At 63.7% G+C, this 14,185-nt stretch carries 13 protein-coding genes and 1 pseudogene; 9 read left to right on the top strand and 5 right to left on the bottom strand.

The window, feature by feature from the left end; translation table 11 throughout:
• Positions 1-282 precede the first annotated feature (282 nt).
• On the bottom strand, positions 283-903 hold the full coding sequence (locus QAD21_RS08730; RefSeq protein ID WP_055475064.1) for a TetR/AcrR family transcriptional regulator: 621 nt from the start codon (positions 901-903) through the stop codon (positions 283-285).
• A 108-nt stretch (positions 904-1,011) separates the two neighbouring features.
• On the opposite strand from QAD21_RS08730, the gene QAD21_RS08735 reads away from it, so the two are divergent.
• The 7 genes and pseudogenes from QAD21_RS08735 (at position 1,012) to QAD21_RS08765 (ending at position 8,500) form a co-directional block, all read left to right on the top strand.
• The gene (locus QAD21_RS08735) at positions 1,012-2,673 is read left to right on the top strand and encodes a long-chain-fatty-acid--CoA ligase (RefSeq protein ID WP_223258868.1); all 1,662 of its coding nucleotides are present in this window, start codon (positions 1,012-1,014) and stop codon (positions 2,671-2,673) included.
• Positions 2,674-2,793: 120 nt separating this feature from the next.
• Positions 2,794-3,954 (top strand): acyl-CoA dehydrogenase family protein, encoded by a 1,161-nt coding sequence (locus QAD21_RS08740; protein ID WP_055475062.1) that lies wholly within the window; start codon positions 2,794-2,796, stop codon positions 3,952-3,954.
• A 116-nt stretch (positions 3,955-4,070) separates the two neighbouring features.
• Complete coding sequence (locus QAD21_RS08745; protein WP_165630250.1) at positions 4,071-5,054, top strand: helix-turn-helix domain-containing protein; 984 nt, start codon at positions 4,071-4,073, stop codon at positions 5,052-5,054.
• 30 nt (positions 5,055-5,084) lie between these two features.
• On the top strand, positions 5,085-5,237 hold the full coding sequence (locus QAD21_RS08750) for a hypothetical protein (RefSeq protein WP_205333738.1): 153 nt from the start codon (positions 5,085-5,087) through the stop codon (positions 5,235-5,237).
• Between the two features lie 154 nt (positions 5,238-5,391).
• On the top strand, positions 5,392-6,504 hold the full coding sequence (locus QAD21_RS08755; protein ID WP_055475060.1) for an NDMA-dependent alcohol dehydrogenase: 1,113 nt from the start codon (positions 5,392-5,394) through the stop codon (positions 6,502-6,504).
• Positions 6,505-6,529: 25 nt separating this feature from the next.
• A pseudogene (locus tag QAD21_RS08760) lies at positions 6,530-7,977 on the top strand (aldehyde dehydrogenase).
• A 277-nt stretch (positions 7,978-8,254) separates the two neighbouring features.
• Positions 8,255-8,500 carry a hypothetical protein gene (locus tag QAD21_RS08765; RefSeq protein WP_137809920.1) on the top strand — a complete coding sequence of 82 codons (246 nt, stop codon included), beginning with the start codon at positions 8,255-8,257 and terminating at the stop codon, positions 8,498-8,500.
• Between the two features lie 75 nt (positions 8,501-8,575).
• Here the strand turns inward: QAD21_RS08765 and QAD21_RS08770 are convergent, their stop codons facing one another.
• On the bottom strand, positions 8,576-10,000 hold the full coding sequence (locus QAD21_RS08770) for a DUF222 domain-containing protein (protein WP_223258869.1): 1,425 nt from the start codon (positions 9,998-10,000) through the stop codon (positions 8,576-8,578).
• Positions 10,001-10,144: 144 nt separating this feature from the next.
• Complete coding sequence (locus tag QAD21_RS08775) at positions 10,145-11,062, bottom strand: hypothetical protein (RefSeq protein ID WP_055475058.1); 918 nt, start codon at positions 11,060-11,062, stop codon at positions 10,145-10,147.
• Between the two features lie 193 nt (positions 11,063-11,255).
• On the opposite strand from QAD21_RS08775, the gene QAD21_RS08780 reads away from it, so the two are divergent.
• Together QAD21_RS08780 and QAD21_RS08785 are read left to right on the top strand one after the other, a co-directional pair.
• Entirely contained in the window at positions 11,256-11,450 is a 195-nt protein-coding gene (locus tag QAD21_RS08780; RefSeq protein ID WP_137809921.1) for a hypothetical protein, read from the top strand.
• Positions 11,450-11,785, top strand: coding sequence for a hypothetical protein (locus tag QAD21_RS08785; RefSeq protein WP_055475056.1), 336 nt, complete (start codon positions 11,450-11,452; stop codon positions 11,783-11,785). Before QAD21_RS08780 ends, QAD21_RS08785 begins: the two co-directional genes overlap by 1 nt.
• 112 nt (positions 11,786-11,897) lie before the next feature.
• On the opposite strand, the gene QAD21_RS08790 is transcribed toward QAD21_RS08785, so the two are convergent.
• Complete coding sequence (locus QAD21_RS08790) at positions 11,898-12,260, bottom strand: hypothetical protein (RefSeq protein ID WP_055475055.1); 363 nt, start codon at positions 12,258-12,260, stop codon at positions 11,898-11,900.
• A gap of 101 nt (positions 12,261-12,361) precedes the next feature.
• A complete protein-coding gene (locus QAD21_RS08795; protein WP_055475054.1) occupies positions 12,362-14,164 on the bottom strand; it encodes an acetyl/propionyl/methylcrotonyl-CoA carboxylase subunit alpha in 1,803 nt (600 codons plus the stop codon).
• Positions 14,165-14,185: the final 21 nt, after the last annotated feature.

Genomic DNA, 14,185 nt, shown 5'->3' on the forward strand with positions numbered 1-14,185 from the left:
GCCAAAATGGGAGCCAACCGAGTCGGACTGCATTTAGACATTTTCGGAACAAGGCGGACGAAACTACCGCAAGCGATTCGGCACAAATGTGGACCGGATGGGGCCTGCGGACGAGTACGGATCAGAAGGTTAGGAGTTCGAATCCTCTCGGGCGCACCACGTTGACAATGCCCCGTGAACAGCGGAAATGTAGTTCAAGGGCGTCGTTCCATTTCCAGCGAGAGTCGTGCGAGGTTCGCGGTCGACCGAGGAGCCGGGGAATGTGGCCAGATCGTCCGGCTACTAGGAAGCGTCCGTGCTGAGCGCGCGGGATTCCCTGTCATCTGCGTATGCGTGCACGACCAGCTGCGGCTTGCGCATTTCTGCCGTATCAAGCTGAGCCCACATGGCGTCGATCATTGGTTGCAGGAATAGGTGCCCCAGTTGCCTGACCATCATGCGGACGACCTGGTCGGGGATCGTTCGGTTAGTCGAGGCGCTGCCAGATGCTCGCATTTGGACGACCTGCTCGCGCGCAAGCTCGGTGAGACGCTCGAGAAGATGATTGTCATCGCCGGGATCGAGGAGCGCGCGACGCATATAGTCGACCAGCGCTGGGTGCTCGTCGTACATCTGGCGTACTGCGTTGTTTCGGCCGGTTGCCACTTGCTCGGGATTGCCGTCGCCGCGTATGGAGTCGATGGCGGCGGCATGACGGTCGACGATGTACTGCTCGACGGCTGATCGCAGCCCGTCTTTGGTTTTGAAATGGTGTTGAACCAGCCCGACGGCAACGCCCGCGTGCGCAGCAACGGCCCGCATTGATATGGCGGTAACCCCCTCGGCAGCAAAGAGTTCCAGCGCGGCGTTGCGGATCCGCGCCTTTGTGGTCAGGTCACGTTCGAGTGGTTCACCACTGCCCATGTCGTCTCCCCATATCAACCACTATACAAGTGAACTCATTTTCGAGTTCTTGCAGACTATACAGTACGAATGTATAGTTCGATCATCACATTCATAGTAGGAGGCGCGGTGCACGACATCGTTCATGGCCTGCCGTCCACGCATGGCGACCACTACCAGCTCAACACCGACACACTGATCCGGCATGCCGCACGCACCTACCCGGAGCAGGAGATCGTCTACCGCACCACCGATGGCGGCTGGGGCCGCTACACCTACGCGGACTGCTATCGGCGGGTGCGCCGGCTGGGCAACGCCTTGCGTGGCCTCGGCGTCGGCCCGGCGGACGTCGTCGGGGTGATCGACTGGAACAGTAAACGGCATTTCGAACTGTATTGGGCGATACCAGCATTGGGATCGGTGATGCTGCAGATGAATCTACGGCTGGCAACCGACGATCTCGCGTTCGTCACCGACCACAGTCACGCCAAGGTGATCTTCGTGGACGAGACACTGCTCCCGGTCGCCGAAGCGCTCGCCGCGGCCGGCGTCGGCGTGCAGACCTGGGTCGTGATGACCGACAAGCCGCTGTCGGAGGTGGCCACCACGCTGCCGAATGCGGTGTCGTTCGAGGAGCTGATGGACGATGCGTCCGAGGACATCGACTTCCCGATGATCGACGAAACCTCCGCCTACAGCGCCTGTTACACGACCGGCACCACCGGCAAGCCCAAGGGTATCTACTACTCTCACCGCGGGATCTACCTGCATTCGGTCTCGGAGGCGCAGGGATTGTCTCTGACGGTCGACGACACGATCATGCTGATCACCCCGATGTTCCATGGCAACTGCTGGGGTCTGCCGCAGGCCGGCGTGTTCGCGGCCACGCGGTTCGTGCTCCCCGGTCGCTACGCCGCGGAGGAGACATCCACCTTGGTGGACGCGATGATCGCCGAGGACGTCACCGTTGCCAACGGTGCGCCCGCCATCTTCGAGCCGATGCTCCGATATATCGAAACCCTGACCACGAAACCCGATTTCGGCAGGACCCGGCTGTTGTCTGGCGCCACTGAGCCGCCACTGACGATGATGCGCGGATTCCACGACCTGACCGGGGCGGACATCGTCCAGGGATACGGTGCCACTGAGACGACACCATTGGTCACCACCAATCGGGGTATCAAGCCATCGCTGAGGGGGCTATCTGACGAGCAACAGTGGAATCACAAGCGTTACCAGGGACTTCCGATGACCGGTGTTGATATCCGGATCGTCGACGCTGGCGGTGTCGACCTGCCGCACGACGGGGCATCCGCCGGCGAGATCCTGGTGCGCGGGCCGTGGATCGTCGAGAGCTATTACGACCTCGACGACAACGACTCGCGGTTCTTCGAAGGCTATTGGCGTAGCGGCGATGTCGGCACCATCGACGAGTACGGCTATCTCAAGGTTACTGACCGCATCAAGGATGTCATTAAGAGCGGCGGCGAATGGATCAGCTCGATCGACATGGAGAACGCGATCGTCGCACACCCGAATGTCGTTGAGGCGGCAGTGATCGGCGTGCCACATCCCAAATGGCAGGAACGGCCCGTGGTGTTGGTCGCCACCAAGGACGGCGCCGACCTGCCGCTGGCCGAGATCCACGCGCTACTCGACAGCCAGTTCGCCAAATGGCAGCTGCCCGACGTCATTATCCGTCTGGAATCGTTGCCACGCACCAGCGTCGGCAAGCTCGACAAGAAGGTTATGCGCGTGAATCATGCGGACGTCTACGCTGCGCGGTCGTGATGGCGCTGTGACAGCATCCGTCGACTGCCCGGTCCTGGCTGTCACTATCGGACACACCACTGTCCGCAACGCACACGTGGAGCCGGGAGCGTACTTGCATCTCACTGAAAGTAGAACGCAATGAGCACACTCTTTCCCGACTACCGCTCCCCGTGGGAGACCGACGAGCACGCCGCGCTGCGCAATCTGGCGCGTGACTTCTTCGCCAAAGAGCTGACGCCGCACGAGGAACGGTTCGCGCAGCAGCATCAGGTCGATCGAGACGTGTGGACCAAGGCCGGCGCCACCGGCCTGCTGCTGACCGATGTGCCCGAGGAATACGGTGGCGGCGGAGGCGATTTCGGCCACGAGGCGGTGGTGCTGCAGGAGCTGGCCTTCGCCCACGACAGCGCGCTGGCGATCGCTGTGCACTCCACGATCGTCGCGCATTATCTGCTCTCCTACGCGACCGAGGAGCAGAAGCAGCGGTGGCTGCCGACCTGCGCCACGGGCGAGAGCGTGCTGGCGATCGCGATGACCGAACCCGGCACCGGATCGGACCTGCAGTCGGTGCGCACCACCGCACGCCTCGACGGCGACCACTACGTCGTCAACGGCTCGAAGACGTTCATCTCCAACGGAACCCACTGCGATCTGCTCGTCATCGTCTGCAAGACCGATCCGTCCCAGGGCGCCAAGGGCATCTCGCTGCTGGTGGCCGAGGTCGACGGGCTCGAAGGATTCGAGCGGGGCCGGGTGCTGCAGAAGATGGGCCAGCACGGTCAGGACACCCGGGAGCTGTCGTTCACCGACATGCGGGTGCCGGCCGCGAACCTGCTGGGCGGCGTCGAGGGGCAGGGCTTCATCCAGCTGATGAGCCAGCTGCACCGGGAGCGTCTGGCCATCGGGCTGGGCGCGGTGGCCGCCGCCGAGGCCGCGGTGATCGAGGCGGTCGCCTACGCGAAGCAGCGCGAGGCGTTCGGTAAACCGCTGCTGTCCTTTCAGAACACGAAATACGTTCTGGCCGAATGCAAGGCGGAGGTGCTGGCCGGCAAGACGCTGATCGATCACTGCATCGGGCGGGCGATCGACGGGACGCTCGACCCGGCGACCGCGTCGATCGCGAAGCTGTGGGGCACCGAGAAGCAGATCGAGGTCACCGATCGCTGCCTGCAGATCTTCGGCGGCTACGGCTACATCATGGAATACCCGATCGCCCGGATGTACGCCGATGCGCGGGTCCAGAAGATCTACGGCGGCACCAGCGAGATCATGAAGGAACTCATCAGTAGATCCCTCTAAGGCAGGAGAATCCGATGCAATCGAGTGCCACTAGGCCCGTCCACGGAGTACCGGCAGCGGGCCAGGTATCGGACCGTGTCTCGGTTCTGGACCGTGCATCACAGCTCGAGCAGGCGATGGCCGGCATCAATGTTGCCCTCGCGGTACGCGTCCCACCGGCCGACCCAACTCGCGGTATCGACCTTGGCATGCAAAAGCGGACTTATCGCGAGCTGGCGGTGGTCAATATGCAGTGTGGCCCTCTGTCGGCTGCACGCACAAGCCGGCAGGCCGCCGAGTCGGATGGTGCTCTCATGACTGCACTCCTGGTCCGTTCTGGCACCGAATTGATCGGACAGGACGATTCGACGACTCTGCTGCGGAAAGGTGACCTGCTCTTGTGGAACTGCGAGCGACCCGCCCGATTTACGGTGGGCAATCTCGTCGAAAAGCGATTAATGGTGGTCCCTACTGGCTTACTGACCGCAGTGGGCTCCAGCCGATTGGTCGAGTCTGGTCTGATCGTTAGGCGACGATCACCGGCGACCGAGTTGCTGGACCATTTCCTGGAATCGCTGCTCGTAGCCGGCGAGGATCTGGGTTCTACGGCGGTATGCACCGTCCGCAATGCCGCGCTAGAGCTTCTCGTCGGTTCGCTGCACCCGAGCGACGGCGGGGGAGGTCCGGCACCGTCGATGGCTTTGCGACCAGCGATTGAAGACTGGATCGACCATCATCTTCCGGACACAGTGATCACTCCTGCGTCAGTGGCAGCGGCACACGCGGTCTCAGTCCGCACCGTCCATCGGATGTTTGCCGAAACCGGGGATACTCTCGGCTCAGTTGTGCGATTGCGGCGATTGATGCGTGCCCGGCGCGAGCTTGAGTGCACTCACCATTCGATCACGGCGATCGCGTCGCGCTGGGGGTACTCGGACTCGAGCCACTTCACCCGAACTTTCAAGCACCAGTTCGGCATGTCGCCAACTGATCACCGCGCACTATGTCGACAAGACGACGAGGGCCGCGAAGGCGAGGTTGTGGGCAACGGCGTTGCAGTCCAATCGCATGGCACTAGGGTTCACGCACCTACGACTGTGAGGCAGAACACTCTGACTTGATTGGGGAAGGCCCCCGATCGAGGAGGAATCATGAAACTCTCTTCGAAGGTCTGGTCGGCAGTCGGCGTCTTGCTCATTGCCCTGGCCCTGGCCATCTGGTTTGTCGTCGTGCCGAGTGCTACCAAATTTCCGTGCGGCGGCGATCTGCGCCCGACGCGCCGGTCGATGACAAGCAACCGGTGAACAGCCACTAGCCGAACGCGACGAATTGGTCCGCCCGCAAATGGCGCTCCTGTTCAAGCACGTGGCGTTGCGATCCACGCTTCGCGCGTGTGTGACGCAGCACACTATCCACGATGGGCGATCGCCCGAATTCTTTCATTGATTGGAGCAAGTAATGAAAATGCAAGCCGCAGTTCTCTGGGGTCCCGGCCAGGATTGGAGTGTCGAAGAAGTCGAGCTCGACGGGCCCCAGGAAGGCGAAGTGCTCATCCGCTACGAAGCGAGCGGGCTGTGCCACTCCGACGATCACGCTCGCACCGGCGACATGCCGATCGCCGTCCCCACCGTCGGCGGCCACGAGGGGGCAGGTGTCATTGAAGAAGTCGGTCCAGGAGTCAAGAACCTACGGCCCGGTGACAAGGTTGTGTGTTCGTTTCTTCCCGCATGCGGACAGTGCCGGTGGTGCTCGACTGGACAGCAGAATCTTTGCGACATGGGCGCATTCATCCTTGCCGGCACCATGCTCGACGGCAGCTACCGTCGCCGCGCCCGCGGAAAGGATCTCGGCGCCCTATCGCTGCTGGGAACTTTCGCTGAGTACGGCACGGTGCACCAAGAGTCCGTGGTGAAGGTAGACGACGACGTACCACTTGAGCGAGCGTGTCTACTTGGTTGCGGAGTAACCACGGGGTGGGGCTCGGCGGTGAACACCGCAAAGGTCCAACCGGGCGATACCGTCGTCGTCATCGGCTGCGGCGGCATTGGCGGCAGCGCGATCCAGGGCGCCCGGATAGCGGGCGCCGAGAATATCGTCGCGGTGGACATTGTCGAATCAAAGAGGCAGCAGGTAATGCCACTCGGGGCAACGCATTTCTGCACAAGCTTCGAGGAGGCCACCGCGCTTGTGGCCGACCTCACCCGCGGTGTAATGGCGGACTCGGCGATTCTCACAGTCGGAGTCGTCGCCGGCGAAATGATCGGGCAGACGCTGGAGTTGGTGCGAAAAGGCGGTGTGGGTGTTGTCACCGGTATTGCCCCGGCAACTGAGAACACTGCAACTATCCCGTTGATGATGTTCACACTCTTCCAAAAGCGTTTGGCTGGAAGTCTTTTCGGCGAAGCTAACCCGAGAGCCGACATTCACCGGCTGCTCCGACTGTACCGAGACGGCCAACTCAAGCTCGACGAGACCGTCACCGCCGAGTACCAACTCGGCGATATCAATCAGGGATATCAAGACATGTTCGATGGCAAGAACATTCGCGGGATCATCACGCACAGCCACTGAGATGCAAGCACTCACGGAGGAACACATGATCGACCAGAACGCACTGTTCATCGATGGCGCATTGTCACCAGCCCACGCGCCCGAACGCATCGAGATATTGTCCGCGGCCACCGAAGAAGTCATCGGACGCGCACCAGCAGCAGATGAGGACGACGTCGACGCCGCGGTTGCCGCGGCACGACGTGCATTCGACGATCCGCGTGGTTGGTCGGCGTGGAGCCCCGACGACCGCGCAGCGGCGATCGAGCGGCTTGCCGACGAGTTGGAGGCGCGCGCGCCGCAACTCACCGAATTGGTCTCGTCGCAAAACGGGATGCCGATTGCCATCGCCGGAACGCTCGAATCCGGGCTTCCCGCGACCGTGTACCGGTATTACGCCAACCTCATTCGGACCACAGAACTGGAGCAGACACGTCCAGGCGTACTCGGTGGCCGCGCCATTGTTCGGCAGTCCCCCGTCGGTGTGGTCGCCGCGATCGTGCCATGGAACTATCCAAACCTGGTCACTGCCTTGAAGGTGGCGCCTGCGTTGGCCGCTGGCTGCACCGTGGTGGTGAAGCCCAGCCCGGAAACAGTCTTGGACTCTTATGTTTTCGCAGAAGCGGTCGCCGCCGCGAACATACCCGCGGGAGTCGTCAACATCGTTCCCGGGCGGGCGAGCACTGGCTCCTACCTCGTGTCACACCGAGACGTCGACAAGGTCACGTTCACCGGATCGACCACCGTCGGCCGCCAAATCGCAAAGACCTGTGGTGAGTTACTCCGCCCAGTGACCCTCGAGCTCGGGGAAAGTCGGCAGCGATCATCCTCGACGATGCTGACCTCACTGCGAACATCGAAGGACTGTTTCAGGCGACGTTACTGAATAACGGTCAGACCTGTGTGCTGAATGGCCGAATTCTTGTCCCTCGCAACAGGTTCGACGAGTCGCTTGAGGTCTTCGCCGGACTCGTGAATGGTGCTGTCATCGGCGATCCACTTGATCCGAGTACACAGGTCGGGCCACTGGTCACTGATGCGCACCGCAACCGGGTGGAGGCACACATCGCAAGAGCCAAGGACGACGGCGCTCGCGTTGTTGCCGGCGGCGGTCGGCCGGCCCACCTCGATCGTGGTTGGTATGTACAACCCACCCTCTTCTCGGATGTTGATCCGTCGAGTCCCCTTGCGCAAGAAGAAGTGTTCGGACCGGTACTCGCTCTGATGCCATACGACGACGTCGGTCAGGCGGTTCAGATCGCTAACGATTCGGCATACGGGTTGGCCGGCACCGTGTGGACCGCAGATGAGGCTCACGGTATCCAGATCGCCGAGCAGATCGAATCTGGCACGGTAGGTGTCAACTACTACATGCTCGACCCGGTTGCGCCATTCGGCGGTATCAAAGCGAGCGGTTTGGGGCGCGAACTCGGCCCCGAAGGCCTCGCGGCATGCATGCGAACCCACACGACATATCTGTCGACCAGCGCGTAGCCACCCCGTGTGTCGTTCCTGCCGCAGTGCCCACCGGGCAGGAACGACACACGGACTGAGGGGAGGTTCCTGACATCACGGAGAGACATGACGGCTGGCGCTACGGGGACAAAGTCATCGTGCGCGCACGGCACGCAGCGGCGGTGCCAGCGTTTGGCTATGTGATCGGCAAACCCGACCGTTTGGGATCTATCCCTGTTCGCCTGGATGACGGATCCGCATGCTGGTATCACGCGGATGCACTCGTCCGGCTAGCAAGATGGTGAACCGTATTAGGATGCCTGACGATATTTTTGAGGACATTCTCTACTTTATTTTCAAGGCGCACTCGCGCGCGGTGCCGGCGCCGGGCTCCGACTTCGTCTCGCCCCGGACCTACACCAGCCATATAGGTGCGCCCGGAACCATCGGCGTCGAAATAGGTTGCCCTGCCCTGACCAAACGATCCGTCATTCACGGCGGAGACAGACCCGTTTCGATACGCCCATGGCCGGTGGCCGTTTCTCCGGCGCAGTTCCAGTGAAGCCCGTCGATGACGACGAAGACACTGCGAGCAGAGGCACGAAGCAGCCTGATCCGGCCACCGGAAGGGGTGTTGTTAGCGACTAGCGAGGTTGCGTGCATCGGTCGGGCCGCCGCGCCGCGGGTCGGTGTGGTCGAACGGTTCGGTGTGGTCGAGGTCGATCTGCCAGACCGGGGCGTTGCAGCCGGGGAAGGTGCAGCACAGTTCGCCGGCACGCACCAGGGCCTGGAGCTTCTTCGACGGGGTGTACCGCGTTGTCGAACTGTCCGCCTCGGGAGGCGATACCGGTGGCGCGTCGGGCGCGGCGGGGTTCGGTGCGGGATGGATGTAGGTGCGTCGGGCTTCGGCGAGCAGCTGCCGGGCGGTGTCGGCGTCGAGGATGCCGTGGCGGTCGAGGAATGCGGGGTCGTTGTCTAGACCGATCAGGGTCGACAGGTTGACCACGATGTGAAAGGTCGCGCGCGGCGCCGGCGATGACGACGGCGACGCGTCCGGACCCGGAGGGTCGGCGACAACCGTGTCGCTGTCCGGGGTGTCGGTGTCATCGTTCCCGGAGTGGCGCGCGGGTGCCTCAGTCGTGTGGTCGGCGGTGTCCACTGTCGCTGCGTCGACGTCGCCGGTGGTGTTGGCTTCAATGTCCATTGCGGCAGGTCGGCAGTCGTCGCATTCGCACGCGATAGAAGCTTCGCCCCGCGCGAGCGCTTTCAGAGCATCGACTCGGCGGTTGGCCAACTTTCGAGGGTCACCGGCGTGGACCGCGGTGGCCATCGCCGTCAGGCGGGCGTCGAACTCGGCGGAATCAGCAGTGGGCAGCGTGCCGGAGATCCGGGACTGCCCGGGTGTGAACCGGTCGGGGGTGACGGTCACCTTGCGGTCGGATTTCACTCGCTCCTTGCGTCGGCGGATCGCGTCGGGTGCCCACTTGGCGACGATGGAATCGACCATGGCGGTGAACCGGGCCGTGGACATCGGTGCGCGGGCGAAGATCGCCTCGGCGAGATGGGCGTCGACGGTCTGCATCTCTTCGTCGTCGGTGATGAGGTCGGTGCGTTTGAGGGCGATGAGGAAGCGGCGCTTGTCGATTCGACCGCACGCGAGTGCGTGTCCGGTGAAGGAGAGTCGGTAGCGCAGTGCGTCGCCGGCTTCGATGAGATCTTTCGCCTCGGCCGGCGTCACGGTGAGGGTGGCACCGACTTCGGCGATGGCCTGTTCGAGACCGTTGGGCCCGAACTGCTCGTAGGGATTCTCACCAGCGGCCACCCGCGCGGACAGGTGCTCGAAGGCTTCGATGGAGTCGAGTTCGCCGCTGTGCGTCTCGGCGCGCCGCTGCGCGTAGTCCATCTCGCGTTCGTCGTGAATGAGGCTGGCAACGACCATCATTCGATGCGCCGACGCTGCCGCCAAACCCGCGCAGTGGTTGAGGACCTCGACGAGTTCGGCAGCGGAGAGTTCATGGTCGGGACGAAAGCGCGGCTCGACCGACTCCTGTGATGGGTCCACAGATGTAGTGGACCCGGCCCCCGCCCCCGATGACATACCTCCACGATACTCGAATATATGTTCGAGTCAAGGGTGTATTTGTTTCTCCTTCGAATATCCGATGATGCAACCACGACGCACCGACAGGTCATCCTCAGATCGAGGTCAGCGATGTCCGCGTGGCAGGCCGATGCGGATCAGGCGTGGGTCCTGCGTGATCTCGCGTACCTCGAATGTCGGGTCGATCTCCTCCGCCACCCGATCGACGATCAGAGAACCGTTGCTGTCGAACCCGATTCGGTGGTGAGTCAACCTGGTCGTGAACTTCCAGACGGCCATCGCTTCGACCTCAGTGGTGACCGAGTCTTCGCATCGGACACAGTCGAGTGCTGCGTCACTGTCCGGATCGTCGGCGTGTTCGTCGCATGGCTCCCAGTCCGAGGTGACGAGGTATCCGGGGTCCCACAGGGAGCCCTCCGTCGGCGGCCATTCCACCGAGTACCACTCGCCGGCAGCGATTCCGTACGTTCCGATGGCCTCGTCGAGCACGGCCTTGCGGTCGGCTTCGGTCCATTCGATCCGGGGTGGAATCGCCACGTCCTCGATGGGGTCGATTCCGGCGTAGTCGGCGGGATCGCCGAGCAGTTCGGTATCGGTGGCCTCGTGCTGCGTTGCCCGACCGACGGATTCATGTGTGTCGAGCACTGCGGCCTCGGCTGTCGCAGCGTCGATATCCGCTGCCAGGTAGGCGGCGGAGTTCATCCGCTCATGAACCGCTCTCGCCGGGATCCGCGAGACGAGTTCGTCGACCACCGCTTGCTCGGCGTCGTAGAGCGCTCCGGATGCCAAGCGGAGTGCCGTCTTCCCAACCGGCACAGAGATTCCCGATGTCCGGCAGTCCCACAACTCGGCGGCGATCCGATCGCGCCGGTCGACCAACTCCCACGCGAGAGCTCTGGCTGATTCGCCGGATGTCGAGTGTGGGATCAGCGACTGCTCCTGCAACTCGGCGATGATCCGAGTGAACCGATCGGAGCCTTCGCCGGACGAGTCGATCCAGTGATCGTTCGTGAACGTGCCCAACGCGGCACCTCCTCCCTGACGTTCTGTCTCGGTCGTCCATTCCTACGCCGAGAACCTACTCGGGGCCAGTGACATCAATCGTGGGGTGACTCGTCGCAATCGGACGGCGATCGTTGTGGTGGATGTCGGTGCCGCGTCGCATTCTGGTGACGGAAGCCGACAGGTCAACTCGGCCGAACCGAGAGGAGGCGACATGGTGAACTCGAAAGCCCTCGCAGAATTCATTGATTCGGCCGAGGCCGGCGCTCGCGCGGGCATCGTGCGCGAGACCGGAGAGATGTGCCGTTCCCATCGACACCGCCATTCATCGTCTGCGATCGACTCGATGAGCCCACTGACGGGCGTGGATTTCGAGGGGCCCGCGGAGGCCGAGCGAGGCGTCGCCTGATGGCGCCCGAACCCGTCCGACTCCCCGCCGCGATGGCGTCCCCGGCAGTCGGCTGCACTGTGAACGCCGGCTGGTATCCGCTCTTGGTTCGCCTCCATCGCCGGCTCTCAGCCGTCACCGACGACTTCACCTACGCGCAGATCAAAGAGAAGTTCGGGGTTTTGCGCTGCTACCTCAATTACGGAAACTCGGTCGACGATTTCACGTGGAGCCTTTGCGAGCTCCTGGTCGACGCGACAACCGACGAGTCGAGCACCGTATGCGAATTCTGCGGCGACCGAGGAGAAACCCGGTACGACCTTTCCTGGATCAAGACGACCTGCGGAGATTGCTGACCGTAACGTTCGGCGGTGAGCAAGACCTGGGTCATCTGAAGCGGCGCGCAGATCGCCGAATGGACGAAGATCGCCCCGGGTACGACGAATGGTCGTGTGCTGACTCCGCGTCTCAGCCGATCCCGCGCGACAGCATTTGCCCGACAACCAGACCGAGTGCACCCTCGGCAAACCTCGAGACCGGCCCGACGGCGGTGTCCAGCGCCTCGTCGTAGCCGTCGCGTGCCTCGCCCCACAGGCGGCCCGACGAGCCGTTCGGCGTGACCCCGATCAGGGCGATGAGCTCACCGGTGGTGGGGATGCAGATCGCCCAGACGAATCGTGTCTCCGACTCCCAGTCACGCTGCGCCGCAGCGACGTACGCGGCGGGGTCGTCGACCTCGAGATGAGACAACGCCGGGACGTCGGTGATCCGCTCGTCCGCACGAAGCGCACGCAGATACCACGTCCCGGCGTTGATCTCGACTGGTTGCATTGCCTTGTTGTACGCCCGCCCTTCGAGGCTCGTCGCTTGCGCTCCTCGCACCTCAGGGAGCAGGGGCGCTCGCACCTCAGGCAGCGAGGGAGCGGTGTGTCTTACTTCAGCTCGAGCAGCACCGTGCCCTGGGTGACGGCAGCACCGGCCTCGATGGTGAGGCCGGTGACGACGCCGTCCTTGTGGGCGGTGACCGGGTTCTCCATCTTCATGGCCTCGAGGACGACGACCAGATCGCCGGCGGCGACCTCCTGGCCCTCCTCCACGGCGACCTTGACGACGGTGCCCTGCATCGGAGCTGCCACGGCGTCGCCGGAAACGGCTGCGCCGCCACCCTTCTTGCGCGAACGTGCCTTCGGCTTCTTGCGGACGACGCCGTTGGCCGAGCCGCCACCGCCACCGAGGGCGAGATCGCCGGGCAGCGACACCTCGACGCGACGGCCGCCGACCTCGACGACGACGTTCTGCCGCGGGGCGGCCTCGTCGTCTTCGATGGGCTCGCCGCCGGTGTACGGCTCGATCGGGTTCTCCCAATCGGTCTCGATCCACTTGGTGTAGACGTCGAACTTCTCGCCGTCGCCGATGAAGGCGGGGTTGGAGACGATGTGCCGGTGGAACGGGATGACCGTCGCCAGGCCCTCGACCTCGAACTCGGCGAGTGCGCGACGCGAACGCTCCAGCGCCTGCTCGCGGGTCTCGCCGGTGACGATCAGCTTGGCCAGCATCGAGTCGAACTGGCCGCCGATGACGTCACCCTCGACGACGCCGGAGTCGACGCGGACGCCGGGGCCGGTCGGCTCCTTGTAGACCGAGATCGGTCCCGGGGCGGGCAGGAAGTTGCGGCCGGCGTCCTCACCGTTGATGCGGAACTCGAAGGCGTGACCGCGCGGGGTCGGGTCCTCGGTGATCTCCAGCTTCTCGCCGTTGGCGATGCGGAACTGCTGACGCACCAGGTCGATGCCCGCGGTCTCCTCGGTGACCGGGTGCTCCACCTGCAGGCGGGTGTTGACCTCGAGGAACGAGACCAGCCCGTCGCTGCCGACCAGGAACTCGACCGTGCCGGCGCCGTAGTAGCCGGCCTCGCGGCAGATGGCCTTGGCGGACTCGTGGATCTTGGTGCGCTGCTCGTCGGTCAGGAACGGGGCCGGGGCCTCCTCGACCAGCTTCTGGAATCGACGCTGCAGCGAGCAGTCGCGGGTGCCGGCGACGATGACGTTGCCGTGCTGGTCGGCGATGACCTGGGCCTCGACGTGGCGGGCCTTGTCGAGGTAGCGCTCGACGAAGCACTCGCCGCGACCGAACGCCGCGACGGCCTCACGCGTGGCCGACTCGAACAGATGCGGGATCTCCTCGATCGTGTACGCGACCTTCATGCCACGTCCACCGCCGCCGAATGCCGCCTTGATGGCGACCGGCACGCCGTGCTCCTGGGCGAAGGCGACGACCTCGTCGGCGTCCTTCACCGGATCCTTGGTGCCGGGGGCCATCGGTGCGTCGGCCTTGAGCGCGATGTGGCGCGCGGTCACCTTGTCGCCGAGGTCGCGGATCGACTGCGGGGACGGACCGATCCAGATCAGCCCGGCGTCGATGACGGCCTGCGCGAAGTCGCCGTTCTCCGACAGGAAGCCGTAACCCGGGTGGATCGCGTCGGCGCCGGACTTCTTGGCCGCGTCGAGGATCTTGTCGAAGACCAGGTACGACTCCGCCGATGTCTGCCCGCCCAGTGCGAAAGCCTCGTCCGCGAGTTTGACGAACAGTGCGTTCGCGTCGGGCTCGGCGTACACCGCGACGCTCGCGATGCCTGCATCCCGGGCGGCGCGGATCACGCGGACAGCGATTTCGCCACGGTTGGCGATGAGGACCTTGCTGATTGCGGACGGAGTGTTCGCAGAGGTACTGGGCACTTGTTCTCCTGGGCCTTACTC

It is taken from the genome of Gordonia sp. SMJS1 (assembly GCF_029866425.1).
GTDB classification, from domain to species: Bacteria; Actinomycetota; Actinomycetes; order Mycobacteriales; family Mycobacteriaceae; genus Gordonia; species Gordonia hongkongensis.

Excerpts from the sequence above, each read along its gene's own strand:
- QAD21_RS08730 (WP_055475064.1), bottom strand. The coding sequence starts at position 903 with ATGGGCAGTGGTGAACCACTCGAACGTGACCTGACCACAAAGGCGCGG.
- QAD21_RS08740 (WP_055475062.1), top strand. The coding sequence starts at position 2,794 with ATGAGCACACTCTTTCCCGACTACCGCTCCCCGTGGGAGACCGACGAG.
- QAD21_RS08745 (WP_165630250.1), top strand. The coding sequence starts at position 4,071 with ATGGCCGGCATCAATGTTGCCCTCGCGGTACGCGTCCCACCGGCCGAC.
- QAD21_RS08750 (WP_205333738.1), top strand. The coding sequence starts at position 5,085 with ATGAAACTCTCTTCGAAGGTCTGGTCGGCAGTCGGCGTCTTGCTCATT.
- QAD21_RS08755 (WP_055475060.1), top strand. The coding sequence starts at position 5,392 with ATGAAAATGCAAGCCGCAGTTCTCTGGGGTCCCGGCCAGGATTGGAGT.
- QAD21_RS08765 (WP_137809920.1), top strand. The coding sequence starts at position 8,255 with ATGCCTGACGATATTTTTGAGGACATTCTCTACTTTATTTTCAAGGCG.
- QAD21_RS08780 (WP_137809921.1), top strand. The coding sequence starts at position 11,256 with ATGGTGAACTCGAAAGCCCTCGCAGAATTCATTGATTCGGCCGAGGCC.
- QAD21_RS08785 (WP_055475056.1), top strand. The coding sequence starts at position 11,450 with ATGGCGCCCGAACCCGTCCGACTCCCCGCCGCGATGGCGTCCCCGGCA.
- QAD21_RS08790 (WP_055475055.1), bottom strand. The coding sequence starts at position 12,260 with ATGCAACCAGTCGAGATCAACGCCGGGACGTGGTATCTGCGTGCGCTT.